At 69.1% G+C, this 23,222-nt stretch carries 18 protein-coding genes, 5 tRNA genes and 2 pseudogenes; 12 read left to right on the forward strand and 13 right to left on the reverse strand.

Features of this window, described 5'->3' with window-relative positions; genetic code table 11:
* The first annotated feature begins 142 nt into the window (after positions 1-142).
* The 3 genes from QFZ58_RS17230 (at position 143) to QFZ58_RS17240 (ending at position 2,247) form a co-directional block, all read left to right on the forward strand.
* Positions 143-1,528 (forward strand): FAD-binding oxidoreductase, encoded by a 1,386-nt coding sequence (locus QFZ58_RS17230; RefSeq protein WP_307125806.1) that lies wholly within the window; start codon positions 143-145, stop codon positions 1,526-1,528.
* Between the two features lie 206 nt (positions 1,529-1,734).
* Complete coding sequence (locus tag QFZ58_RS17235; RefSeq protein WP_307125807.1) at positions 1,735-1,884, forward strand: hypothetical protein; 150 nt, start codon at positions 1,735-1,737, stop codon at positions 1,882-1,884.
* A 141-nt stretch (positions 1,885-2,025) separates the two neighbouring features.
* Complete coding sequence (locus tag QFZ58_RS17240; RefSeq protein WP_307125808.1) at positions 2,026-2,247, forward strand: hypothetical protein; 222 nt, start codon at positions 2,026-2,028, stop codon at positions 2,245-2,247.
* An 847-nt stretch (positions 2,248-3,094) separates the two neighbouring features.
* On the opposite strand, the gene QFZ58_RS17245 is transcribed toward QFZ58_RS17240, so the two are convergent.
* The 4 genes and pseudogenes from QFZ58_RS17245 to QFZ58_RS17260 form a co-directional block, all read right to left on the reverse strand.
* Positions 3,095-4,867: a protein kinase gene (locus tag QFZ58_RS17245; protein ID WP_307125809.1), complete on the reverse strand. Its 1,773-nt coding sequence runs from the start codon at positions 4,865-4,867 to the stop codon at positions 3,095-3,097.
* Complete coding sequence (locus QFZ58_RS17250) at positions 4,860-5,204, reverse strand: hypothetical protein (protein ID WP_307125810.1); 345 nt, start codon at positions 5,202-5,204, stop codon at positions 4,860-4,862. Before QFZ58_RS17250 ends, QFZ58_RS17245 begins: the two co-directional genes overlap by 8 nt.
* A gap of 446 nt (positions 5,205-5,650) precedes the next feature.
* Positions 5,651-5,908: pseudogene (locus QFZ58_RS17255) on the reverse strand (IS5/IS1182 family transposase); the annotation flags it as partial.
* Positions 5,909-6,016: 108 nt separating this feature from the next.
* Positions 6,017-6,472 carry a hypothetical protein gene (locus tag QFZ58_RS17260; protein WP_307125811.1) on the reverse strand — a complete coding sequence of 152 codons (456 nt, stop codon included), beginning with the start codon at positions 6,470-6,472 and terminating at the stop codon, positions 6,017-6,019.
* Between the two features lie 340 nt (positions 6,473-6,812).
* On the opposite strand from QFZ58_RS17260, the pseudogene QFZ58_RS17265 reads away from it, so the two are divergent.
* A pseudogene (locus QFZ58_RS17265) lies at positions 6,813-7,178 on the forward strand (transposase); the annotation flags it as partial.
* 17 nt (positions 7,179-7,195) lie between these two features.
* Here the strand turns inward: QFZ58_RS17265 and QFZ58_RS17270 are convergent.
* On the reverse strand, positions 7,196-7,648 hold the full coding sequence (locus tag QFZ58_RS17270; RefSeq protein WP_307125812.1) for a hypothetical protein: 453 nt from the start codon (positions 7,646-7,648) through the stop codon (positions 7,196-7,198).
* A 659-nt stretch (positions 7,649-8,307) separates the two neighbouring features.
* Between QFZ58_RS17270 and QFZ58_RS17275 the strand changes: the two genes are divergently transcribed.
* The gene (locus tag QFZ58_RS17275) at positions 8,308-8,493 is read left to right on the forward strand and encodes a hypothetical protein (RefSeq protein ID WP_307125813.1); all 186 of its coding nucleotides are present in this window, start codon (positions 8,308-8,310) and stop codon (positions 8,491-8,493) included.
* 160 nt (positions 8,494-8,653) lie between these two features.
* On the opposite strand, the gene QFZ58_RS17280 is transcribed toward QFZ58_RS17275, so the two are convergent.
* The 5 genes from QFZ58_RS17280 to QFZ58_RS17300 all read right to left on the reverse strand — a co-directional run bounded on the left by QFZ58_RS17280 (position 8,654) and on the right by QFZ58_RS17300 (position 14,000).
* Positions 8,654-8,727 (reverse strand) — tRNA-Lys (locus QFZ58_RS17280).
* A 115-nt stretch (positions 8,728-8,842) separates the two neighbouring features.
* Positions 8,843-10,381, reverse strand: a complete 1,539-nt coding sequence (locus tag QFZ58_RS17285; protein ID WP_307125814.1) for an amino acid permease — start codon at positions 10,379-10,381, stop codon at positions 8,843-8,845.
* Between the two features lie 102 nt (positions 10,382-10,483).
* Positions 10,484-12,697, reverse strand: coding sequence for a DEAD/DEAH box helicase (locus tag QFZ58_RS17290; RefSeq protein ID WP_307125815.1), 2,214 nt, complete (start codon positions 12,695-12,697; stop codon positions 10,484-10,486).
* Positions 12,698-12,936: 239 nt separating this feature from the next.
* A complete protein-coding gene (locus QFZ58_RS17295) occupies positions 12,937-13,500 on the reverse strand; it encodes a hypothetical protein (protein WP_307125816.1) in 564 nt (187 codons plus the stop codon).
* Positions 13,501-13,646: 146 nt separating this feature from the next.
* Positions 13,647-14,000: a metallopeptidase family protein gene (locus QFZ58_RS17300; RefSeq protein WP_307125817.1), complete on the reverse strand. Its 354-nt coding sequence runs from the start codon at positions 13,998-14,000 to the stop codon at positions 13,647-13,649.
* Between the two features lie 125 nt (positions 14,001-14,125).
* Between QFZ58_RS17300 and QFZ58_RS17305 the strand changes: the two genes are divergently transcribed.
* The 4 genes from QFZ58_RS17305 (at position 14,126) to QFZ58_RS17320 (ending at position 16,024) form a co-directional block, all read left to right on the forward strand.
* Positions 14,126-15,658, forward strand: a complete 1,533-nt coding sequence (locus QFZ58_RS17305) for a metallophosphoesterase (RefSeq protein WP_307125818.1) — start codon at positions 14,126-14,128, stop codon at positions 15,656-15,658.
* An 80-nt stretch (positions 15,659-15,738) separates the two neighbouring features.
* A tRNA-Glu gene (locus QFZ58_RS17310) sits at positions 15,739-15,811 on the forward strand.
* 39 nt (positions 15,812-15,850) lie between these two features.
* Positions 15,851-15,925: transfer RNA gene (locus QFZ58_RS17315), tRNA-Asp, on the forward strand.
* A gap of 22 nt (positions 15,926-15,947) precedes the next feature.
* Positions 15,948-16,024, forward strand: a tRNA-Phe gene (locus QFZ58_RS17320).
* A gap of 37 nt (positions 16,025-16,061) precedes the next feature.
* Here the strand turns inward: QFZ58_RS17320 and QFZ58_RS17325 are convergent.
* From QFZ58_RS17325 to QFZ58_RS17335, 3 genes are read right to left on the reverse strand one after another with little or no spacing between them, the layout of a single operon-like run.
* Positions 16,062-16,976 (reverse strand): cytochrome c biogenesis CcdA family protein, encoded by a 915-nt coding sequence (locus QFZ58_RS17325; RefSeq protein ID WP_307125819.1) that lies wholly within the window; start codon positions 16,974-16,976, stop codon positions 16,062-16,064.
* The gene (locus QFZ58_RS17330) at positions 16,973-17,740 is read right to left on the reverse strand and encodes a DsbA family protein (protein ID WP_307125820.1); all 768 of its coding nucleotides are present in this window, start codon (positions 17,738-17,740) and stop codon (positions 16,973-16,975) included. Before QFZ58_RS17330 ends, QFZ58_RS17325 begins: the two co-directional genes overlap by 4 nt.
* A gap of 56 nt (positions 17,741-17,796) precedes the next feature.
* On the reverse strand, positions 17,797-18,135 hold the full coding sequence (locus QFZ58_RS17335; protein ID WP_307125821.1) for a hypothetical protein: 339 nt from the start codon (positions 18,133-18,135) through the stop codon (positions 17,797-17,799).
* 251 nt (positions 18,136-18,386) lie between these two features.
* On the opposite strand from QFZ58_RS17335, the gene hrpA reads away from it, so the two are divergent.
* From hrpA to QFZ58_RS17350, 3 genes are all read left to right on the forward strand, one after another.
* Complete coding sequence (hrpA, locus tag QFZ58_RS17340) at positions 18,387-22,307, forward strand: ATP-dependent RNA helicase HrpA (protein WP_307125822.1); 3,921 nt, start codon at positions 18,387-18,389, stop codon at positions 22,305-22,307.
* A 115-nt stretch (positions 22,308-22,422) separates the two neighbouring features.
* Positions 22,423-22,497, forward strand: a tRNA-Asp gene (locus tag QFZ58_RS17345).
* 140 nt (positions 22,498-22,637) lie between these two features.
* Positions 22,638-22,997 carry a DUF6274 family protein gene (locus tag QFZ58_RS17350; RefSeq protein ID WP_307125823.1) on the forward strand — a complete coding sequence of 120 codons (360 nt, stop codon included), beginning with the start codon at positions 22,638-22,640 and terminating at the stop codon, positions 22,995-22,997.
* The last annotated feature ends 225 nt before the right edge of the window (positions 22,998-23,222 follow it).

Raw genomic sequence — 23,222 nt, forward strand, 5'->3', positions numbered from 1 at the left:
TCACCGCAGCGGCGGGACGCTGGAAGTACCAGCCCTTCGGTGTTCGGTCCCGTCTGCCAGGCACTCACAGCCTCACCCGATGCCATGCGCAGGGGAAGCCGGGCTCGCTGCGGCACGCGCTTCGGCAGGGAGACGGTCGGTCATGGACGGCACCACACTCGAGACGATGCGAGACGCACTGCGCGGTCCGGTCATCGGCCCCGGGGACCAGGAGTACGGACAGGCGCGCACGATCTACAACGGCATGATCGACCGGTCGCCGTCCGCCGTGGTCCGCTGTCACGACACGGCGGACGTCATGGCGGCCGTCGACTTCGTCCGCGACCACGGCCTGGACGTGGCCGTGCGGGGCGGCGGACACAGCGGCCCGGGCCTGTGCCTGGTGGACGACGCCGTGACGCTCGACCTCTCCGGAATGCGGGGCGTACGCGTCGACCCGGCCACGCAGACGGCCCAGGCGGACGGAGGAGCTCGGCTGGCCGAGCTCGACCACGCCACCCATGCGTTCGGTCTGGCCACACCGGCGGGCATCATGTCCACGACCGGCGTCGGCGGACTCACGCTCGGCGGCGGGCACGGCTACCTCACCCGCGCCTACGGGCTCACGGTGGACAACCTCGTGTCCGCCGACGTCGTCCTGGCCGACGGCACGTATGTCAGCGCGAACGAGAGCGAGAACGCCGACCTGTTCTGGGCGCTGCGCGGCGGCGGCGGGAACTTCGGCATCGTCACGTCGTTCGACTTCGACCTGCACCCCGTGGACACGGTCGGGGTCGCGATGACCATGTGGCCCCTGGAGCTCTTCCACGACGTACTGCGCTGGTACCGCGACTTCCTGCCGCAGGCACCGGACGAGCTGTACGGCTTCTTCGCCTCGCTGACCGTCCCGCCCGGCCCGCCGTTCCCCGAGGAGATCCAGGGCCGGAAGATGTGCGGCGTCATCTGGTGTTCGACGGCGGACCCGGCCGCACTGGGCGACACCCTCGCCGTCGTGGACGAACCCGGCCCGCCCGCTTTCCACTTCACGACCCCGATGCCCTACCCGGCACTGCAGCAGCTGTTCGACGAGCTCCTTCCCACCGGCCTCCAGTGGTACTGGCGCGGTGACTTCTTCGACCGGATCACGGACGACGCCGTCGACGTGCACGCCGCCTTCGCGGAGCGCCTTCCCACCGGCCTGTCGACCATGCACCTCTACCCGGTGGACGCGGCCGCGAGCCGCGTCGGCCCGGACGACACCGCCTGGGCCTACCGCGACGCCCGGTGGTCCGGCGTCATCGCGGGCATCGACCCGGACCCGGCCAACGCGGACGTGCTGCGGCAGTGGGCCACGGAATACTGGGACGCGCTGCACCCGCACTCCATGGGTGGTGCGTACGTGAACTTCATCGGCGCCGGCGAGTCCCAGGACCGGGTCCGGTCCACCTACCGCGGCCACTACGACCGGCTCGCGGAGATCAAGCAGGCCTACGATCCGCACAACCTCTTCCACGCAAACCAGAACATCGAGCCCGCCCCACCGCACTGACCTTCGTGCCGGGCAGCGCAATACAGGGGGAAAGCTGTGCTCCGAGGGTTACAGTCTGCATGCACCGCATGATGGTCCGGACGCCCCCGGAGCGGCGCGGCACCGGTAGCGGCACCTCGTCGCCCTACCGGTCGGGACCAGCCCGGCACCTCCCGTTGGCTCGGCCACGGGCTCTTCACCGCATACACCTACGTACAGGACACCTGATGACAGACATGCCCGCATCCACGACGCAGCGGCACCCCGACGGTTCGGCCGCGGCCACGGAGACGGGAGCGGCTCCGCTTCCCACACCGCAGTACGCCGGGCTGTTCATCGAGCCCGACCTGCCGCCGTTCAGCGACGAGCCCGAATGACCTGCCACGCGTGACGGGCCCCGGAGTGACCGGCCCGGGCCGTCCGCGAGTGACCGGCCGGGGCGAGTCGTCCGCGAGTGACCGGCCGGGGGGTGAGCCGACCGCGCGTGACCGGTCGGGCCGCACGGTCGTTGGGAGACCATGCGCATCCGTATCGGCGTGGTCGTCCTCGCAGTGGTCCTGCTGATCGCCGCGTTCCTGTCGAGCATCCCGACGCGGGCCGAGAAGGAAGAGGCCTGCCGGCGGGCACTCGACAACACCTCGACCGCCACGAACCGGCCGGAAGCCTGCCAGGACGTGTCGGCGGATACCTACGGCGCGTTCCTCCTCATGTACGACCTGAGGGAGGAGGGACTGGACTAGACGCCGCACGGAGGGCCAGGAGGCCCTCAGCGGCCGTCAGCTGACGCACAGGCAGGCCGGCGCGCAGGTGGCCGGGGACGGTGCGCCGCCGCGCGGAGGGTGCCTCAGCCGACCGCCGCTCAGCAGCCGGCCGCGCACGCAGGTCGAGCATGGCTCGCCCCCTCGTCGAGGCCACCCTGGAGAGCAGGCCGGCCGCACGGGGTCGGAGAGCGCCATGGACATCACGGCCATCCTCTCCGCGTCGCCCGGTGACAGCTCTCCCGCGGTGACCAGCGGGCAGCACGGAGCCACCACCCGGCGCCCGGGAGCGGCGGTCAGGCGACCTCTCCATCTCTCCATTCGCCATGCGCCTACGTCGACGTCTGTCGATACCCGGTGCCGAAGCCTCACGGCGCCGGAGGCCGGAGAACCGGTCGAGTGCACAGCGGAACGACTGAGCGCCCCGACCGGTCCACACCGGTCGAGGCGCTCAGCAGCAGGTCGGAGAGGGTTCCTCCGCCTGCACCAGGTAGGCCGTGTGGAACTCGAACCCGCAACGACCGGGACGCCGGTGAATGGGTCAGAACTGAGGTCGCAGAGCGGCCGGAGTCTCGCCGGTCAAGAGCTGACAGCAGTCGGCCGTTGCGGGTTCGTTTGAACCGGCGGCCCCTTCGTCGGTTGCCGAGCTTGCCTGGTCGAACCATATTTCACCTGGTCAGGCGGGTGATCCCGATTGGTCTCGCAGAGTGTCGCGGGGTTCGGGGAGCGGGTCGGCTCCGGAATGACTCCCACGGGGGCATGGTGTCAACGACGTACGTCACCCCCGCGGTGCCGATCGCTTGCGTGATCCAACGCGTGCGGCCGCCGCTCACGCACCGCTCGCGCGAGATTCCTGCGTTCGCTCGGAATCCGAATGCAGTCGGTTTTCGTCGGACACAACTGTCACATCCTCATAGACATGGGGTGACCACGAAACCGCCTCCAGCGCCGCCTTCATGCCTGCCGCATCCTGGAATCGGTCTGAAGGATTCTGTGCGAGGGCTCTTAGCAATATGGAATCGCAGGCGGGGTCAAGCAGCGGGTTCAGGGACGATGGTGGCGGTACCGGACGAGAAGTTATCGCATGGAATACCTTGTACATCGATCCCAGACCATGGAACGGCTGTCGTCCGGTTAGCAGTTCGTAGAGGGTGACACCTGCGCCATATAGGTCCCGGTGAACCGTCGGCGCTTCCCCTCGGATGGCCTCGGGGGACATATAGCTCGGCGTGCCGACGATGGACCCTTCCGAGCTGTGCACCCCTCGGCGCGGGTTCTCCACGAAGCTTGCGACACCGAAATCGAGCACCTTCACCCGTCCGTCCGGGGTCAACATCACGTTGCTGGGCTTGATGTCGCAGTTGATGACCCCGGACTCGTGTGCATGCTTCAAGGCATCGAGAACCACGCGCAGCAACGCGACACTCTCCAGCGGACTAACCCGTCCGCGGCGGAGTACATCCATGAGATTCTCACCGTAGATGTACTCCATGACGATGAAATTGCCCTCATCGCTCTCAACCAGGTCGTGCACTCCCGCAATCGCGGAATGGTTGAGCGTCGCAACGGCCCTAGCCTCGTCGCGTAGGATCAGCGGCAGTTCCGCATCTTCCGAGCGGTCTCGTCGAATTGACTTGATGGCAACGATGCGTCCAAGCAGTTGATCCCTCGCGCGGTAGACGGACCCCATCCCTCCCGAACCGACCAACCCGTCTACCACATATCTGCCACCGATTACACGTGGATAAGGCGTTCTTGGCTTGAGGGGTTCGGCCACCGAGCCAATATCCAGGCGCAAGGCCAACTGTCGTAGGACTCCCGTGAACGCCATTCGCGTCGAAGTGGTCGGCCTCGGAGTGAACGCACGATTACGGGCCAGGACGAGTCTGCCCGCAGTGTCACTACCCGTACGGTCCGGTCGGGGCCTCCCTCTCGCGGCAAGCGCGTATTTCACGTGCTCATAGGCTCTGTCCACAGAGATCACGGGAGGCCCATCCGGGATGCCCTGATCGAGGACTGCCAGGAGCTCACCGGTGAAGGCCGTGTATTTTTCGCCTGGCGGGGCCAGTGCAACCCGATCGTCTCTGGCCGAGGTGAGTACCACGGCGCCGCGAGCCGCCGTCTGGGCCCGTACTGCGTCCGAGGCTTCCGACATCGCGCCGCAGTGCACTCTCCCACTGAAACAGCTGTCCAATATGGCAATCCGACGGCGCGCGGGTGAGTGGGCCAGGGACCGGCCTAGCCATTCGTACGAGACACAGCTCCAGGGCTCGTCGGCCTTGGAACTCTCCAGCGTGACGTAGAAACGTAGTTCATCGTCAAGAACGCCATGGCCGGCGTAATACACCAGAAGCGTGTCGCGCGCACCTGAGGACGCCTCCTGCAGCACGGCCATGATGTCTGAGGACGTGCGTGGGTGCGCCAAAACCGAGCAGTGACTGGACGGTAGCTCCCAGCCCTCCGCTGACGTCAGGAACTGCTGCAGCGCCTCAATGTTGTTGCGTACTGCGGGAAGATCCTCGAAGTGATCATACGAGGAGACACCGATCAACACCGCACGAGTCCGCGCGGGATCAGGCAGCGAATCCACTACATCATTCATCGGCCAGAGCGGCGGCGATGCGAGCAACGACCGCAGGGTCGTCACTGTCAACCGTGACTCGTGTGCCATTACGTTCAATCGCAACGGTCGGCGGTTTCGATCTACTGCTGCGCCACACTGCGATGGCTAGTACCAGGTTCGCGACCTGGAACCCACTGTCCACCGTCAGCTGGATCGCATCGAACGCAGCCCCCATGTCTCCCGGCGAGGAGGGTGCAGACGACAGGACAACATCGGCTTCGTCGCCCACAAGCTCGTCGTCCCGCAACCACTGCGTGAGACGACGCAGGTCTTCACCTACGAACCGGCCCTCGATCACAACCTGGTACTCGACCATGGATCCCCCGTGGTAGGCGCTGCAACGTCCAAGAGTCTAGGCTGCGGGCCTACTTCAAGACCCAACTGCCCTGATGGATCACGCCTGAGGCCAGCCATCGAGCGACTTGCGACCCGTCGGCCAGATAGCGGTGGAGGGCACTGGCGGTAGTCTCCACGAATTTCCAGGGACCGCGTCGGCGTCGCACGCAACAAGTCGCAGGCCGCCGAAGAACACGGTGGCGCCGGGGAGCCGACCGCTAACGTGAGTGGCATGAGCTGGTCACTTAGCCTCTTGGCACCCCGGGCACTACCGAGCCGGGGCCCTCCAGGCAGCGGCACGCGACCTGCTTCGCCTCCAGTGGCTCCTCACTCTGGTCACACTGCCCCTACTTGGCATCGCGGGAGTCAGCCCGGCCTCATGGAGTCGGACAGCGATACGGACGAATTCGCTGCCCACTGAGGTTCTGCTTGATCCGCGAGGACATCGATCCCCTTGTGCAGGTAGCGGTAGCCGGTGGCCTGCGAGACGCCGGCGTCCCTGGCCAGGCAGTGCACGCAGCCAGCGCTCACGGAACCAGCGCAGCACCAGGACGGCTTGCCGGACGTGCCCAGGGCCCGCGACCCACGAGGGGTGTTGAGGCCGCGGCGATGCGCGACAAGCAGCCTGGACAGGTACACCACGACGTGGCGCGGAACGTCGAGCGTGGCAGCATAGGTGACCAACGCGAAGCCTCTCGTTCTGCGGACGATCTTGTGGTGAGAACCGTCCTACCAGGGGCTTCACGTCTGTCTACGACCGGCCCCCCGAGGCGCAATTTCGCTGAGAAAACTTCAATTCCTGACCGCGTTGAACTGCTGGCCGCAGTTGGTGGGGCTAGGAGTGCACACGGTGATCCGGACCCGGTCGATACCACCGGGCAGATCGGGATTACCGATGACGAAGTTATAGGGCTTCTCCCCGTACGCGGAGCTGTTGACGACACCCCTGCTCTCGGTATCGATCTTGGTACTGCCAGCGAAGGCTTCGAAATGAACAGTGGTGCCGACGGTGGTCCAGTCCGCGACTCCACCCTGCACGGTCGCCGTCCGGTTTCCCCAGATCACTGTGCCCCAGGCGCCACCGAGTACGCAGTCCTGTGAGCACACATCGAACGGATCATTGGCCCACGGCGCCGCACTGGGCCCGGCTTCGGTAGAGGCCAAGGCCGATGGGGCCGCGGCCAGTACCAAGGCCGTCACCAGCGTCGAGACCGCGCTCAGATTGCCATTCATGCGTCGTGTCGTCACGTGTACCCCTTCAGGACCGAGGAAGCGGCGTCAGTTCCTCACCATGCCGACGACGGCCGTCGCCACAGGCGATCTCTCCGGTTGTGAGCGTCATGCACACTCGGACCTTGATCTGGTCGACCCCACCGGGCAGGCCCTTCTCACATCAACCCATACCGCATGGCCAGCGTCTCATCCGGTGAACCACGTCGAGAGTGTCATTCAAGTCAACTTGGACGTGACCGGCCCATCCCACCCACCGCGGCACGCGAAGCATTGCGCTCGCTGACCACCACGGAGCTGGTTCGGCGGCTGACCGCCGTCCGTCCGGGCACCGATCTGGCAGAGCCGGCTACAGACCGCAGGGCAGCTGCTGGTCACCGCTGGCGACAACCCTGACCGGCTCGCCTCAGAAGCCTCTTTCGCTCACCTGTGCGCTGCCGCCCCCGTGCCAGCTTCCTCCGGTCGCACCGACCCGGCCCACCGACTCAACCGCGGCGGAGACCGCCAGGCCTACCGGGCACTGCACACCATCGTGCTGGTCCGCATGCGTCACGGCCCGCGCACCCGCGATTACGTGGCACGACGCGCCCTCGAAGGACTCAGGACGAAGGACATCTTCAGATGCCTCAAGGGCTTCGTCGCACGAGAGGTCTACCGCCACCTCATCAGCGCACCCAGCACCGAACCATCAGCATCCGCCGCACCGCGACTTGACGATCTATAGGAGCTTCAGAGTCAAGCTCAGCTTGTTTCGCAGACCAGGGTTTCGGAACGTGTGTACCTGGTGCCGTTGACCTCTACCCACCCACTGACGTAGGCGCATTGAGTATCAGCTTCGGAGACGTAGATTCCTCCGGCATAAGTGTCGTAGAGGCCGGTGTCATTCCAGGACGTCGCCCACTTCCAGTGGCGCAGACGAATCTCCATTCTGTGCTGGCCCGACCGATTGTCGTAGGTCTTCGCGCAGTATGTACCGCTACCGGAACTGTCATACCAGACCTGGATCTGGCCCACACTGTCTGGAAGCCCGATGGTCCTCACCAGGCTGCCCTTGCACGGGCCATCGAACGGACCCGCGTAGCCCGCCGGAGCCGCGGACGCGGTGCTCACCCCACCCAACGTGACACCCACCACGACCCCGCAGATCGCAGCGCCGGATAAGATGTTCCTTTTCATCGTGGATATCTTGCTCACTGATTTCCCTCCTTTTCCGCTTAGTCAATCGGGCAGACCTCCCGATCGGTGTTCGAATATGCACCGTAGCGTCGCCGGGCGCTGCAGCGCATCTGCCTGCACCGAGATTGGCTAGTAAAAGTGCTCCTGGCTTACATTCACGGAGGAAACGATCATTCGACTGCGCGACCGGGGCCAACCCGATCCACCCGGGCATGCACCGATCAACCCGCTCGGCGAAGATCATTTCACTGAGGAAACCTCATTGGCTGGAGGGGGCGGCGAGCTGGTCTCTCCGCGAGCAGCTTCCCGCTCCAGATCCCACGGGACTCGATCTTCCGGATTGCTGCCGGCCGCCTGGGAGAAGAGCCTGGCCTCACGACGCTGTTCCAACGCGCTCAACGCGTACGGACGCGCCTTCGAATACTTCACGGAAGAAGCGACATCCGATGCCGGCGCGCGGTTCGCCGCAGTAATCCAGGCCATTGCGGGCACTCACTCACACTCCGACGCACAAAAGGCAGCAGCTCAGCATCTGCTCAGCGCATCAGCTCCAGGCACTCTCACGGAATCACAGGCCGCGCAAGCCGCAGAGAACATCCTGATGCACACCTTCGCCACGAAACCGTCTACTTCGGCCGATTGCGTGGGCCGAGTCCCTTGGCGGCATGGGGCTAGGCATGCTCTCCGCAGACGGTGACCCCTCCCGCACCCACCACTTGATGACCGGCGTCCTCCAGCACCTGGGCCGCGACATCCTCATCCACGACCTCGGCGGCCCAGCCCACGCCCCGGAAGCGATCCTGCAAGAGCTAGACGGCATCCGCAGCGGGTGGATCACGATCGGTCCACCCATCCCCAAGTGATCCTCACCGCCACCCGGCCAGCGCGGCGTCCGGTGAACCGGTGGCGACCGCTCACGCATCGCTCACGCACAGGGCCCCGAACAACGGAGCGCCCCGACCAGTCGAAACCGGACGGGGCGCTCCGCCGCAGGTCAGAGGGTTTCCCCTCCCCTGCAATCGGTAGGCCGTGTGGGACTCGAACCCACAACCAACGGATTAAAAGTCCGCTGCTCTGACCAATTGAGCTAACGGCCCCTGATGGATCACCCCCCGAGCATAGCTGCCCCGGGCCCGGCAGCCGATCGGGTATCGGGTGCCGGGCCCGTCGTGCCCGGGCGGGAGGCACGGCGGTGTGCGGGCGGGACGCGCGTCAGTGTGCGGACCGGCGGTCGGGAGCGCTCGGTTTCAGGAACCAGTGGCGGGCCGACGCCAGCCACCAGGTGGCGGCGAAACCGACCACGGCCAGGACGGCCAGCGGGGCGTAGTTGAAGGTCTCCCAGGTGACGGGGGACACCTGCGGCAGCATGAACAGGACGGTGATCACCGCCACCCAGATCACCGCGACGACGCCGACGGGCCGGGACCAGCGGCCCAGGTGCCATGGGCCGGCGGTGAAGTCGTCGCCCCGCAGCAGCCGGAGAAGGGTGGGGATGACGTAGGCGATGTAGAGGCCGATGACCGCGATGGACGTGACGGCGGCGTACGCGGTCACGTTGATCAGGTACGGGAGGCCCAGGGCCAGTGCGCCGAGCGCGGCCAGCCAGACCGCCGCGACGGGGGTGCGGGTACGGGGGCTGACCGTGTGCCAGACGCGGGAGAAGGGCAGGGCGCCGTCGCGGGAGAAGGCGTAGATCATGCGGCTGTTGGCCGTCACCGAGGCCATGCCGCAGAACAACTGGGCCCCGATGACGACGAGCAGCAGCAGCTTGCCCGTGGTGGCCCCGAGCGCATCCAGCAGGATCTGGGCGGGCGGGGCACCGGTCGGGGAGTTCAGGGCGCCCTCGTACGACTGGATGGCGAAGGTGAACCCCAGCAGGAGCACGAATCCGGCGATCCAGGACGTCCAGATGGACCGCACGATGCCGCGCGGGCCCGCTACCGCCGCGTCGTGGGTCTCCTCCGTCATATGGGCGGAGGCGTCGAACCCGGTGAAGGTGTACTGCGCCATCAGCAGGCCGAGCATCACGACGTAGAAGCCGCTGCCCCAGCCGGTGTTGTTGACGAACTCGGTGAAGACGTACGACGCCGACCGGTGCGAGTCCGGCACGAAGGTGAGCGCACCCACGATGACGGCCACCCCGGCCACGTGCCACCACACGCTGACGCTGTTGAGGACGGCGACGATGCCGACTCCGAAGGTGTTCAGCAGGCCGTGCAGGACGAGGATCGCCGCGAAGAGCAGGATCGTACGGCCGGGAGTGACCTCGAAGCCGAACTGCAGGTTCAGGTAGGCCCCGAGGAAGGACGCCGCCCCGAAGTCGACCCCGGCGGTGACGGCGATCTGACCGAGCACGTTGAACCAGCCGGTGAACCAGGCCCACGCCGCCGCCGAGCGCGGTGGCGCGAGCCGATGGGCCCAGAAGTACAGTCCGGCGGACGTCGGGTACGCCGAGCAGATCTCCGCCATCGCCAGGCCGACGAACAGCGTCATCAGGCCCACCCCGACCCATCCCCAGGTGATGAGGACGGGGCCGCCGGTGTTCATGCCGAACAGATACAGCGTCAGGCAGCCGGAGAGCACCGAGATGATCGTGAACGAGACGGCGTAGTTGGAGAACGCGGACATCCGGCGGGCGAGGACCTGGGTGTAGCCCAGCTCGGCCAGCCGCTCCTCGTCCGAAGCGGCTGCTGACGGGCTCTGAAGGGCATCGGGCGGCGGCTCCGCCGCCACGGCTTCGTCGTTTGTCATGCCCCCAGCGATGCCCTGGCACGGGCGCCGGAAACGCCGCAGGGCCCGTACGCCACCGAAGTGTCGTACGGGCCCTGCGGTTCAGCCGGCTGTCAGCCGTGCTCAGCCGTTGCGCTTCCAGCGCGGCTTGTCGTCACGGCGGCCGAAGGTGCCGGTGCCGGTACCCGTGCCGGTGCCACCACGGTGGCCGGCCGGACGGTCCCCGCCGGAGCGGAAGCCGGCCGCGGGACGGTCGTCGCGACGGTCACGGTTGAACGGACGGTCGCTGCCGCCGGAGCGGAAGCCACCGGACGGGCGCTCGTCACGGCGGTCACGGTTGAACGCCGGACGGTCGTTGTCACGACGCTCGAAGGGACGGCCACCACGGTCGTCGCGACGGTCACCGCCACCGGAGCGGAAGCCACCCGACGGACGCTCGTCACGGCGGTCACGGTTGAACGCCGGACGGTCGTTGTCACGACGCTCGAAGGGACGGCCACCACGGTCGTCGCGACGGTCACCGCCACCGGAGCGGAAGCCACCCGACGGACGGTCGCTGCTGCCGCGGAAGGACGGACGGTCGTTGCTGCCGCGGTAGCCGGCCCCGCCGGAGGGACGGCCACTGCGCTCGCCGACACGGTCGTTGCCACCGCGGTAACCCCCGCGGTCGCCACCACGGTCGTCACGGCGGTCGCCGCCACGGTCGTCACGGCGGTTGAAGTTGCCCCGGTCGTCACGACGGTCGTCGCGAGCGGCCTGCTGCTCCGGGACGGACACCGCGGCGACGAGTGCGGCCTCGGCCTCGGCGGCGACCTCGGCCACCGCCGCCTCCGGGTCCTCGCCCCGCTCGCGGGCGGCACGGGCGACCAGACGGTCGGCCTCCTCGCGCAGCTCGACGGCACGGCGCTGGACGCGCTCCAGCTGCTTGGTGAGGTCGGCCGCCTCGCGCTCGGCCTGCTTGGCCGCGTTGTTCGCGGAGTCGGCCTGGACCTCGGTCAGCGAGCGGGCACCGGTGATCTCGGCGACCTCCGGCTCGAAGACGCCCGCGCCCTGCACGATGTGACGCGAGGCGTCGACGCCCGCGTCCTCCATGAGACGGAAGATCTGGCGACGCTGGTGCGGCAGCGCCAGCGAGACGACGACACCGGACTTGCCGGCCCGGGCGGTACGGCCCGAGCGGTGCAGGTAGTCCTTGTGGTCGCCGGCCGGGTCCACGTTCAGGACCAGGTCGATGCCGTCGACGTGGATACCGCGGGCGGCGACGTCGGTGGCGACCAGGGCGTTGACGTAGCCCTTCTTGAAGTCCTCGAGCACGCGGGTACGGGCACCCTGCGTCATGCCGCCGTGCAGCGCGTCCGCCTTCACGCCGGACTCGATGAGCTGCTCGGCGATGCGGTCGGCGCCCAGCTGGGTGCGGACGAAGATGATCGTGCGGCCCTTGCGGGCGGCGATCGCGGCCGTGACCGGCGCCTTGTCCTTCGGCTTCACGACGAGGACGTGGTGGGACATGGTCGAGACGTTGCCCTGGGCGCTGTCCACCTCGTGGGTGACCGGGTTGCTCAGGTAGCGCTTGACCAGCGTGCCGATCTCGTTCTCCATCGTGGCGGAGAAGAGCATGCGCTGGCCGCCGCCGGGGATCTGGTCGAGCAGCTCGGTGACCTCGGGCAGGAAGCCCAGGTCCGACATCTGGTCGGCCTCGTCGAGGACGGCAACCTGGACGTTGGCCAGGGAGCAGGCACCACGGGTGATGATGTCGCGCAGGCGGCCCGGGGTGGCGACGAGGACGTCGACCCCGCGCTCCAGCGCGTAGATCTGGTTGCTCATCGACGTACCGCCGCACACGACCTTCATCTTCAGGCCGAGTACGTCGCCGTACGGCTGAAGCGCGTCCGCGACCTGCATCGCGAGCTCACGGGTCGGGGTGAGGATGATCGCGCGGGGCTTCTTCTTCTCGGTGTGACCGCCGGCCAGCGTGGCCAGGGTCGGCAGACCGAAGGAGAGCGTCTTACCGGAGCCGGTACGGCCGCGGCCCAGGATGTCCTTGCCGGCCAGGGCGTCCGGGATGGTCGCCGCCTGGATCGGGAAGGGGGCGGTCACACCGTTCTGCGCGAGCTTGCGGACGATGCCCTCGGGCAGCCCGAGCGAGGCGAACGTGACGGTCGGCTCGGCGGCCTCGGCGTTCTCGGCCTCGGCCTCGGCCTCGGGAGCGTCGGTGGTGGTGACCTCGTCGGCGGTCTCGGCGGGGATCTCCACGACCGTCTCGGGCGCCGCGGCCACGACGGCCTCGGCGCTCTCGACGACGGCGTTCGCCTCGGTGTTCTCGACGTTCTCGGGCATGACGGTGTGGTCAGAACTGGAAATTGACATGCGAAATGCGAAACCTCTCGGAGTCTCGGCACGCGCCCGTAACTCCGTGTTTTCGCAATTTCGACCGCCTCAATGCGGTCCAGCCACGGCAAGGGAGAGTACGCGCCACACGGCGCTCTTCTGTGTCGGCGCCGGGCAATGGATCAAACGATCTACTACCATACGCACTCTCCCCCCAATCGTGCAAACCGGCCCCGCCGGGACAGCCCTCACACCGGCGCGACCTGCGGTGATGCCTTCGGGGTCGGCCACACCCCCACCCGCCCCGGCGGGCCCAGCGCATCGCTCCGGAACTGCGCGGCGGGCGAGGCCGAGGGCTGCTCCGGCGGCTGCTGCGACGGCTCCGGGGAGGCCGGGGGCGGTGACGGGGGCGGCTCCGGGGAGACCGGCGGGGGCGGCGGCTCGCCGGGCCCCGGAGCGCTCGGCTCGGGGGTCGGCAGGTGTCCGCCCAGGGTCGGCTCCGGATTCCCCGGCGCAGGGGCCGGAAGGGTGCCTCCCGGCCTGTCCGGGCGCCCGGCGGGGTGCGGGCGCGCGTCCGGCCGGCGCGAGGCGTCCCGGTCCGACTGCGCCTCGGCACGGCCGCCCCCGGAACCGGACCGGCCGGTGCCACGCACGGTGCCGCCGTCCGGCTGGGCGGACTCCCCCTGCCGGCCGGAGGGACGCGGAGGAGCCGGCTGCCCGGCGTCGTCCCCGACGCTCATGCAGCCGGTGGACACGGCGATCGTCAGCGCGGTGACGGCTGCCCGGCGGACGCGGGCGGACATGTGGCGCACGGAATGGCACCTCCGGGGCGGGGAGACGGCGGGACGAGGGAGCGATGTGTCCAACTCCCCCGCACCCGCCGGGGACACGCCCTGGCACAACACCCGCACACGCGGCCGGTCCCAACCACCGCGCGCGGAACGCGCGCCCCTGTTCCTCACCCGTATCCGAGGGCGTGCAGCCGCTCGTCGTCGATGCCGAAGTGGTGGGCGATCTCGTGCACGACGGTGATCTCGGTCTCGGCGACGACGTCCTCGCGCGTCGCGCACATCCGCAGGGCCGGCCCGCGGTAGATGGTGATCCGGTCCGGCAGCACCCCCGCGTACCACTCGCCACGCTCGGTGAGCGGGGTGCCTTCGTAGAGCCCCAGCAGCTCCCGGTCCTGTGCGTCCTCGGGTTCCTCCTCGACGAACACCGCGACGTTGTCCATCAGCCGCATCAGCTCCGGCGGGACCCGGTCGAGGGCCACGCTCACCAGCTCTTCGAACTCCTCGCGCGTCATCTCCAGCACTCCGCCATTGTCGCGTACCCACGGCCGGAACGGGCGGGTCCTGGCGGACCGTACGCGCCACCCGCCCGGCCCACGCCTCCCCGGGGCTCCGCATGTCCGCCGCCCGATCGGGGCATACGCGCCCAATGGCCCGCGATCCGTTCCGCGCCGCACTCGTCCGTGTCCGGCACCCCCACCGCTCCCGCTCCGCCACCTCCGCCGGCACCCCCGCCGCCACCGGGCACCCGTACGCACGCGCGCTCGGACTGCTCGCGGTCGTCGTGCTGGGGGCCTGGCTGGGCCTGCTGACCGTCGGCAGTGTGCGCACGCCGGTCGGCCCGATGGACACGACGATGACCCTGCGTCCCTCCCTGAACGGCGGGACGAAGATCAACGTCTCCCCGCTCGGCGCTCTGGAACTGGACTCCCACATCGCCCCCGTCCGGCTCGACGTGGACGTCGACCAACTGGACCCCGAGCGCTCCCAGGCCCTGGTCAAGCACCCTGAACGGCTCTCCGGACTGCAGGACGAGGTCACGGAGGACGTCGCGGCCGGCACGCAGGAGCTGGCCGTCCGCTCCTGTGTGGCCGTCGTCTCCGGCGCCACCGCCCTCGGCCTCGCCGTGTACCGCCGCCCGCGCCGCGCCCTGGCGGCCGGCGGGCTCGCGTTCGCGCTCCTGGCCGCCTCGGGTGTCAGCGCGTACGCCACCTGGAACCCGAAGTCCGTCCTGGAGCCGAAGTTCTCCGGGCTGCTCTCCAGCGCCCCCTCGGTCGTCGGCGACGCCCGCTCGATCGTCACCGAGTTCGACGTCTACCAGCAGGAGCTGGCCCGGCTCGTCACCAACGTCACCAAGCTGTACGACGCCACGTCCACCCTCCCCGTGTACCAGCCGGACCCGGCGACCATCCGGGTGCTGCACGTCTCCGACATCCACCTGAATCCGGCCTCCTGGCACATCATCAGCTCACTCGTCGAGCAGTACGAGATCGACGTGATCATCGACTCCGGCGACACGATGGACCACGGCACGGCAGCCGAGAACGGCTTCCTGGATCCCGTCCGCGATCTCGGCGCGCCCTATGTGTGGGTGCGGGGCAACCACGACTCCAAGGTCACGCAGGCCCATCTGAAGAAGCTCCGCAATGCGCACGTACTCGACGGGGGCAGCGCCGTGGACGTCGCGGGACTGCGGATCGCCGGTACCGGGGACCCCCAGTTCACGCCCGACCGTTCGCGCCCCACGGGCGGAAAGGCCTCCGAGCAACTGGCGGGCATGCGGCTCGCTTCCGCGCTGCGCGACCAGAAGCGGGCGGGCACGCCCGTCGACATCGCGGTGGCCCACGACCCGAACGCCGCGAGGGAGACGGACGGAACGGTTCCCCTCGTCCTGGCGGGACACGTGCACCACCGGGTGAACGAACTGCTGGCACTCGGCACGCGGCTGAAGGTGGAGGGCTCGACCGGCGGCGGAGGGCTGCGCGCCGTGCAGAACGACAAGCCGGAGAAGGTGCGGGCCTCCGTCCTCTACATGGACCGCTCCACCCGGCGCCTGCAGGCCTGGGACGAGATCACCCTGGGGGGCCTCGGGCTGACGACGGCCGAGGTCAGCCGCCATCTGCCGGAGGAGAATCTGGCGAGTCCCTCCCCTTCGCCGACCGGCTCCCCGACCTCCCCGTAAACCGTTTTGGCGTTACCTCCTGCCATCACATATGCTTCTCACGTCCCCGACGCGCTGGAAAGCGCGCAGGTGGGCCCTTAGCCCTCATCGTCTAGTGGCCCAGGACGCCGCCCTTTCAAGGCGGTAGCACGGGTTCGAATCCCGTTGGGGGCACGCTTTACGGTGTGCGAGACTTGTCTCGCACATTAGCTTGGTCCTGTGGAGCAGTTTGGAGTGCTCGCCACCCTGTCAAGGTGGAGGCCGCGGGTTCAAATCCCGTCAGGACCGCTGCAGCCCGTACGAGCTGCGTGGCTGGGTAGCTCAGTTGGTACGAGCGATCGCCTGAAAAGCGATAGGTCGCCGGTTCGATCCCGGCCCCAGCCACCACCCGAAGGCCCCGTCCACGGACGGGGCCTTCGTCGTGTCAGGTCACTTCCTCTTCCTCCTGTGTGCGGGAGCCGTCCTCGCGCGCGTCGGACCCGTCCGCGTGGGATCCGTCCCGCTGCGCGGGGAGCCCGTCGGCCCGGCGTCGCCACGCCCGCACGCCGAGGACCAGGAGCACCACGGCCACCACGGTCGTCAGTGCGACCGCGTCGGGGATCCGCTCCCCGATGCGCTGGGCCCACTGCTCGACGGCGAAGGAGTCGTCCACGTCCAGCAGGCCGGGCAGCGCCGTCGTCCCGTCGTACGCGAGGAAGATCACCCCGAGTCCGACGAAGAGGAGACCGGAGAGCAGCGACGTGGTGTGCAGCCCGAAACGGCCGGCGCGCAGGGTGCGGCCGCGCAGCCACGCCCGGTGGCCCAGGTCGAAGCGGTCCCAGAGCAGTGCGAGCACGAACAGCGGAACGGCCATGCCCAGGGCGTAGACGGCGAGCAACAGGCCGCCGTAGAGCGGACTGCCGCTGACGGCCGCCACGGTGAGGACACTGCCGAGGATGGGGCCCGCGCAGAAACCGGCCAGACCGTAGACGGCGCCCAGGGCGTAGACGGAGAGGACGGTCGTGGGGCGGATCCGGCCGCCGAGGGCGGTGATGTGGCGCGAGGCGAAGCCGAGACCGGCGATCTGTGCGAGGCCGAGCCCGATGACCAGCCAGCCGGCGCCGAGCACGAGGGCGTCACGGTGACCGTAGAAGAGCCGTCCGGCGTACGAGCCCGCGGCACCGAGCGGGACGAGGGTGGTGGCGAGGCCGGCGTAGAAGATGCCGGTCCGGGCAAGCAGCCGGGAGGCCGAGTCGACGGAGTACGCGAAGAAGGCCGGGAGCAGGAGGGCGCTGCACGGGCTGACCAGGGCGAGGAGGCCGCCGAGCAGTGCCGCGACGTAACCGATGTCCGGGGTCACCGCGCGTCCTGACCGGCGCTGCCCACGTTCGCCGCCTCGGCCGCCGCCGCCTCGATGGCCTGGGTGAAGACGGCCATGGGCTGGGCTCCGGCGACGGGACGCCCGTTGATGAGGAAGGACGGGGTCGACGTGGCACCGATTCCGTACGCCTGTTCCTGGTCCCGGCCGACGGCTTCCGCGGCCGCCGGGCTTCCGGCGTCGCGTGCGAAGCGGGCGAGGTCCTTGACGCCGGCCTCCTTGGCGAGGGCCCTGAGCCGGTCCTTGCCGAAGCCCTTCTCCTTGGCACCCTTCGCGTAGGCGGCCCGGTGGAAGGCCCAGAAGCGGTCCTGCTGTCCGGCGGCCCAGGAGGCGCGGGCGGCCGCCTCCGACTCCTCGCCGAAGATGGGGAAGTTGCGCCATTCGATGCGCAGGGTGCCGTCCTCGACGTACTTCTCGACGAGCGCGGGTTCGGTGTCCCGGGCGAACTTCCCGCAGTAGCCGCACTTGAAGTCGGCGTACTCGATGAGGACGACGGGGGCGTCCGTGCGTCCCTGGGCCAGCTTGTCGCCGGCGTCGCGCCTGGCGAGTTCCGCCAGTTCCGGGTGGACGTCGGCGTCCGGTTCCGGGGTCGCCGCGACGGCCGGCGTGTCCGACGCCGGCGTGTCGGGCGCGGTGGCCAGGTACGAGGCGAAGCCGAGCAGACCTGCGGCGATGACGACGACGGCGCCGAGGGCGAGCGGCTTCTTCGAGGACGGCCGGGACGAGGGGCGGGCGGGCGTGGGCATGCGGCACTCCGTGCTGAGGCGGTGAATTCTGCGGGAGGGAGGCGGGACGGGCCCGCCTACACCCTCAGCACGGACAGTTCGACGGGCGTGGGAGTGGCGGGTCCGGGACCGCGTACGGCGACGCGCTCCGCAGCATGCCCCCGGCCGGTGGCCGCGGGCGGGCCCCCTACCGCGGGGCCGGGCGCCTGGTCGTGCGCGGCGTGGGGCCGGGCCGGCAGGGCGGGGCCGGAGCCGTCGTGGTCCCTGGTGCGGTCGCAGCCCGGTATGCCCGTGTCCCCGGCGGCGGCCACCACCTCGGCGGTGACGGGGCCGGCCGCCGCGGCCGCCGGTACGCAGAGCAGCCCCAGCACGACCGCGAGCACGGCCACCAGGCTGCGCCACTGCGTACGGGACACGGGACCGCCTTGTGCGGGGAACGGGTGGTCAGTTGCCCGAAATGGTACGTGCTGTGATCCCGCCCGTCCGCTCGGTGACCACGCCGGCGGCCGCACACGAGGACGCCCGGACCACCCGCGCTCCGCGAGGCGGTGACCGCGACCGGACCGGCGAGACCTCCGCGGCCGGCCCGGCCCGGCGGGACCCGTGACGGACTCCGCGCGAAATGCGTTCGCCACTCCTCGGGCCCGGGTGAGATCCTGGGGTCCGTATGTCTACTTCCTTCGCCGATCTCCAGACCCAGCTCGGGCAGCTCTCGCTCCGCGACGCGCAGCGGCTCGGCCGTCGTCTCGAGGGCGCCCGCCGCATCCGTAAGCCCGAAGCCAGGCAGTCCGTGCTGGACGAGATCGCCGCCGAGGCCGCGAAGTCGGCCGAGCGGCTCGCGGGGCGCGCGGGGCGGATGCCCGCCCTGTCGTACCCGGAACAGCTCCCGGTCAGCCAGAAGAAGGACGAGATCCTGGAGGCGATACGCGACCACCAGGTCGTGATCGTGGCCGGCGAGACCGGCTCCGGCAAGACCACGCAGATCCCCAAGATCTGCATGGAGCTGGGGCGCGGCGTCCGGGGCATGATCGGGCACACCCAGCCCCGCCGGATCGCGGCCCGCACGGTCGCCGAGCGGGTCGCCGACGAGCTGAAGACCCCGCTCGGGGAGGCCGTGGGCTGGAAGGTGCGCTTCACCGACCAGGTGAACCCGGACGCCACGTTCGTGAAGTTGATGACGGACGGCATCCTGCTGGCCGAGATCCAGACGGACCGCGAGCTCCTCGCCTACGACACGATCATCATCGACGAGGCGCACGAGCGGTCGCTGAACATCGACTTCCTGCTGGGGTACCTGGCCAGGCTGCTGCCCAGGCGCCCCGATCTGAAGGTCGTCATCACCTCGGCGACCATCGACCCGGAGCGCTTCGCCCAGCACTTCGGCGAAGCACCGATCGTGGAGGTCAGCGGGCGCACGTATCCGGTGGAGGTGCGCTACCGGCCCCTGCTCGAGGAGGACGGCGAGGACTCCGACCGCGACCAGATCACCGCGATCTGTGACGCCGTCGACGAGCTGGACCACGAGGCCCCGGGCGACGTCCTGGTCTTCCTCTCCGGGGAGCGGGAGATCCGCGACACGGCGGACGCGCTGAACAAGCGCAACCTGGCGCACACCGAGGTGCTCCCCCTCTACGCCCGGCTGTCGCACGCGGAGCAGCACCGCGTGTTCCAGCGCCACACCGGCCGCAGGATCGTTCTGGCGACGAACGTCGCGGAGACCTCCCTGACCGTTCCCGGCATCAAGTACGTGATCGACCCGGGCAACGCCCGTATCTCCCGCTACAGCCACCGCACCAAGGTGCAGCGGCTGCCCATCGAGCGGATCTCGCAGGCCAGCGCCAATCAGCGCAAGGGCCGCTGCGGGCGTACGTCGGACGGCATCTGCATCCGGCTGTACTCCGAGGACGACTTCCTCACGCGACCGGAGTTCACCGACCCGGAGATCCTCCGGACCAACCTCGCCTCCGTCATCCTCCAGATGACCGCGGCCGGCCTCGGTGACATCGAGAAGTTCCCCTTCATCGACCCGCCGGACCACCGCAACATCCGGGACGGCGTCCAGCTGCTCCAGGAGCTGGGCGCGCTGGACCCGGCCGAGAAGGATCCGAAGAAGCGCCTCACCCCGCTGGGCCGCAAGCTCTCCCAGCTGCCGGTGGACCCGCGCCTGGCCCGCATGGTCGTGGAGGCCGACCGCAACGGCTGTGTCCGCGAGGTCATGGTCATCGCCGCCGCGCTGTCCATCCAGGACCCGCGCGAGCGGCCCGCGGAGAAGCAGACCCAGGCCGACCAGAACCACGCCCGCTTCAAGGACGAGACGTCCGACTTCCTGGCGTTCCTCAATCTGTGGCGTTACGTCCGGGAGCAGCAGAAGGAGCGGGGCTCCTCCAGCTTCCGCCGCATGTGCAAGCAGGAGTACCTGAACTTCCTGCGGATCCGCGAGTGGCAGGACATCTACGCCCAGCTGCGCACGGTGGCCAAGCAGATGGGCATCCAGCTCAACGACGAGGACGCGCCCGAGCAGTCGGTGCACACCTCGCTGCTGGCGGGGCTGCTCTCGCACATCGGGCTGAAGGACACCGAGAAGAACGAGTACCTGGGCGCCCGCAGCGCCAAGTTCGCCCTCTTCCCGGGCTCCGCACTCTTCAAGAAGCAGCCGCGCTTCGTGATGTCGGCCGAGCTGGTGGAGACCTCCCGGCTCTGGGCGCGGGTCAACGCGAAGGTCGAGCCGGAGTGGATCGAGCCGCTGGCCGAGCACCTGCTGAAGCGCACCTACAGCGAACCGCACTGGGAGAAGGACCAGGCGGCGGTGATGGCGTACGAGCGGGTCACGCTCTACGGGGTACCGATCGTCGCCCAGCGCAAGATCAATTTCGGCCGTATCGACCAGGAGGCGTCGCGCGAGCTGTTCATCCGCAACGCCCTGGTCGAGGGCGACTGGCGCACCCACCACCAGTTCTTCCATGACAATCGCAAACTCCTCGGCGAGGTGGAGGAGTTGGAGCACCGCGCGCGGCGCCGCGACATCCTCGTGGACGACGAGACGCTCTTCGACTTCTACGATCGGCGGATCCCGGAGCACATCGTCTCCGGGGCGCACTTCGACTCCTGGTGGAAGCACAAGCGCCGTGACGAGCCGGACGCGCTCGACTTCGAGCGCTCGATGCTCATCAACGAGAAGGCCGGGGCCGTCACCAAGGACGACTACCCGGACTCCTGGAGGCAGGGGAGGCTCAAGTTCCGGGTGACGTACCAGTTCGAGCCGGGCGCGGACGCCGACGGTGTGACCGTCCACATCCCGCTCCAGGTGCTCAACCAGGTCACCTCCGAGGGTTTCGACTGGCAGATCCCGGGCCTGCGCGAGGAGGTGGTCACCGAGCTGATCCGCTCGCTGCCCAAGCCGATCCGCCGGCACTACGTCCCGGCCCCGAACTACGCGACGAAGTTCCTGGACCGGGCGGTCCCCCTGCAGGAGCCCCTGCCGCTCACGCTCGCCCGGGAGCTCCAGCGGATGGTCGGCGTCCCCGTCACGGCGGACGACTTCGACCTCTCCCGGGTCCCGGACCATCTGAAGATCACTTTCCGGATCACCGACGAACGGCGCCACAAGGTCGCCGAGGACAAGGACCTGGAAGCGCTGAAGCTCCAGTTGCGTCCCAAGGCCCGCCAGGCGCTCTCCAAGGCCGCCGCGGCCACGGCGGGGCCCACCGGCGAGTCCATCGAGCGCTCCGGCCTCACGGACTGGACCATCGGCACGCTGGACCGGGTCTTCGAGACGCGTCGGGCCGGCCAGCCGGTGAAGGCGTACCCGGCCCTCGTCGACCAGGGCGCGACCGTCGCCGTACGGCTCTTCGACACGGAGGCCGAGCAGCAGCAGGCGATGTGGCGGGGCACCCGAAGGCTGATCATGCTGAACATCCCGGTGAACCCGGCCAAGTTCGCCTCGGAGAAACTCACCAACCAGCAGAAGCTCGCCTTGTCACGCAATCCGCACGGCTCCATCCAGGCGCTGTTCGACGACTGCGCGACGGCGGCGGCCGACCGGCTGATCGCCGCGCACGGCGGCCCCGCCTGGGACGAGGCGTCGTTCCGGAAGCTGTACGACAAGGTGCGCGCCGACCTCGTGGACCTCACCGTCCGGACGATCGGCCAGGTGCAGCAGATCCTGGCCGCCTGGCAGGCCTGCGAGCGCCGGCTCAAGTCGACGAACAGCCTGGTCCTGGTCAACAACGTCACGGACGTACGGGACCACCTGGCCCGTCTCGTACCGCCCGGCTTCGTCACCGCGACCGGGTTGCGCAGGCTGCCTGACCTGATGCGCTATCTGGTCGCCGAGGACCGCCGGCTGCAGCAGATGCCGACGAACGTCCAGCGGGACACCACCCGCATGGAGAAGGTCCACGAGATGCAGGACGAGTACGCCTGGCTGCTGGAACAGCTGCCCAAGGGGCGGCCCGTCCCCCAGGAGGTCCTGGACATCCGCTGGATGATCGAGGAGCTGCGGGTGAGCTACTTCGCCCACGCCCTGGGCACCGCGCAGCCGGTCTCGGACAAGCGGATCGTGAAGGCGATCGACGCGGCGGCACCGTGATCCGGCCCGCCGCGACGTCGTATCGGGCCCGGCACCCAGAGTGAGTTCGACCTGGCCCTCGGACCTCCTGTACAGTCTGTCTTCGCAGCCAGCCGCAAGGCAGCAGCGAAAACCTGGTCCTGTGGAGCAGTTTGGAGTGCTCGCCACCCTGTCAAGGTGGAGGCCGCGGGTTCAAATCCCGTCAGGACCGCAGTAGACGAAAGCCCGGATCCCCAGGATCCGGGCTTTCGTGCGTCTTGACGGCCGCGTCCGTCACGGGTAACTCCGTAGGACAGAGGTCGCCCCTGTTTTCCCGGTGCGGGCGGCCGGGTCCTCCGGGAGGTCGCACGCATGTCTGCGTCCACGGCACGGCACGAGACCCGCGCGCTCCTGCGCGCCCACCTGGCGGCCGCTTCCGGCTACCGCCACCTCACCCGTCGCTGTCCGGTCTGCCATCGCCTACTGCTGCTCGCCATGGAGCCCCTGACGGCCCCACAGCCGCCGCACACGCGCCCCGAGTCCCGCAGGGCGCCGGACCCCTCCTCCGCCCCCCAGGAACCCGCCGGCCGGCCCTCAGGTCCGGCCGGAGAGGCATCCCCTCCGCCCGGTGCCACCGCGGAGGACAGGGAGGGGCGCACTCCGGAGCGCGAGGAGGGGGACGGCACCCCGGACGGTGACCTCCGCGGTGACCGAAGTCCCTCCACGACATGACGATCGGCCGCAGCGATCCGCCCGCCGGAAGTGGCAGGCTCGTAGATGGCAAGACCACGCCGGTGTGACGGGAGTCACCCAATTCGTTTTGCCAGGGGGGTACTTTACGCACTTCCTACAACTGGCGAATTTAATATGTGCAATTGCACCCCTCAGGGGAGCACATCCCGGGCCGTTCCGCCCGAGCCCTCCCACGACGTCCGGGTCCCGGACGAACAGGTCCGA

This window comes from Streptomyces sp. B1I3 (genome assembly GCF_030816615.1).
Classification (GTDB): Bacteria; Actinomycetota; Actinomycetes; order Streptomycetales; family Streptomycetaceae; genus Streptomyces.

Excerpts from the sequence above, each read along its gene's own strand:
- QFZ58_RS17230 (WP_307125806.1), top strand. The coding sequence starts at position 143 with ATGGACGGCACCACACTCGAGACGATGCGAGACGCACTGCGCGGTCCG.
- QFZ58_RS17235 (WP_307125807.1), top strand. The coding sequence starts at position 1,735 with ATGACAGACATGCCCGCATCCACGACGCAGCGGCACCCCGACGGTTCG.
- QFZ58_RS17240 (WP_307125808.1), top strand. The coding sequence starts at position 2,026 with ATGCGCATCCGTATCGGCGTGGTCGTCCTCGCAGTGGTCCTGCTGATC.
- QFZ58_RS17245 (WP_307125809.1), bottom strand. The coding sequence starts at position 4,867 with ATGAATGATGTAGTGGATTCGCTGCCTGATCCCGCGCGGACTCGTGCG.
- QFZ58_RS17250 (WP_307125810.1), bottom strand. The coding sequence starts at position 5,204 with ATGGTCGAGTACCAGGTTGTGATCGAGGGCCGGTTCGTAGGTGAAGAC.
- QFZ58_RS17275 (WP_307125813.1), top strand. The coding sequence starts at position 8,308 with ATGCTCTCCGCAGACGGTGACCCCTCCCGCACCCACCACTTGATGACC.
- QFZ58_RS17285 (WP_307125814.1), bottom strand. The coding sequence starts at position 10,381 with ATGACAAACGACGAAGCCGTGGCGGCGGAGCCGCCGCCCGATGCCCTT.
- QFZ58_RS17290 (WP_307125815.1), bottom strand. The coding sequence starts at position 12,697 with ATGCCCGAGAACGTCGAGAACACCGAGGCGAACGCCGTCGTCGAGAGC.
- QFZ58_RS17305 (WP_307125818.1), top strand. The coding sequence starts at position 14,126 with ATGGCCCGCGATCCGTTCCGCGCCGCACTCGTCCGTGTCCGGCACCCC.
- QFZ58_RS17330 (WP_307125820.1), bottom strand. The coding sequence starts at position 17,740 with ATGCCCACGCCCGCCCGCCCCTCGTCCCGGCCGTCCTCGAAGAAGCCG.
- hrpA (WP_307125822.1), top strand. The coding sequence starts at position 18,387 with ATGTCTACTTCCTTCGCCGATCTCCAGACCCAGCTCGGGCAGCTCTCG.
- QFZ58_RS17350 (WP_307125823.1), top strand. The coding sequence starts at position 22,638 with ATGTCTGCGTCCACGGCACGGCACGAGACCCGCGCGCTCCTGCGCGCC.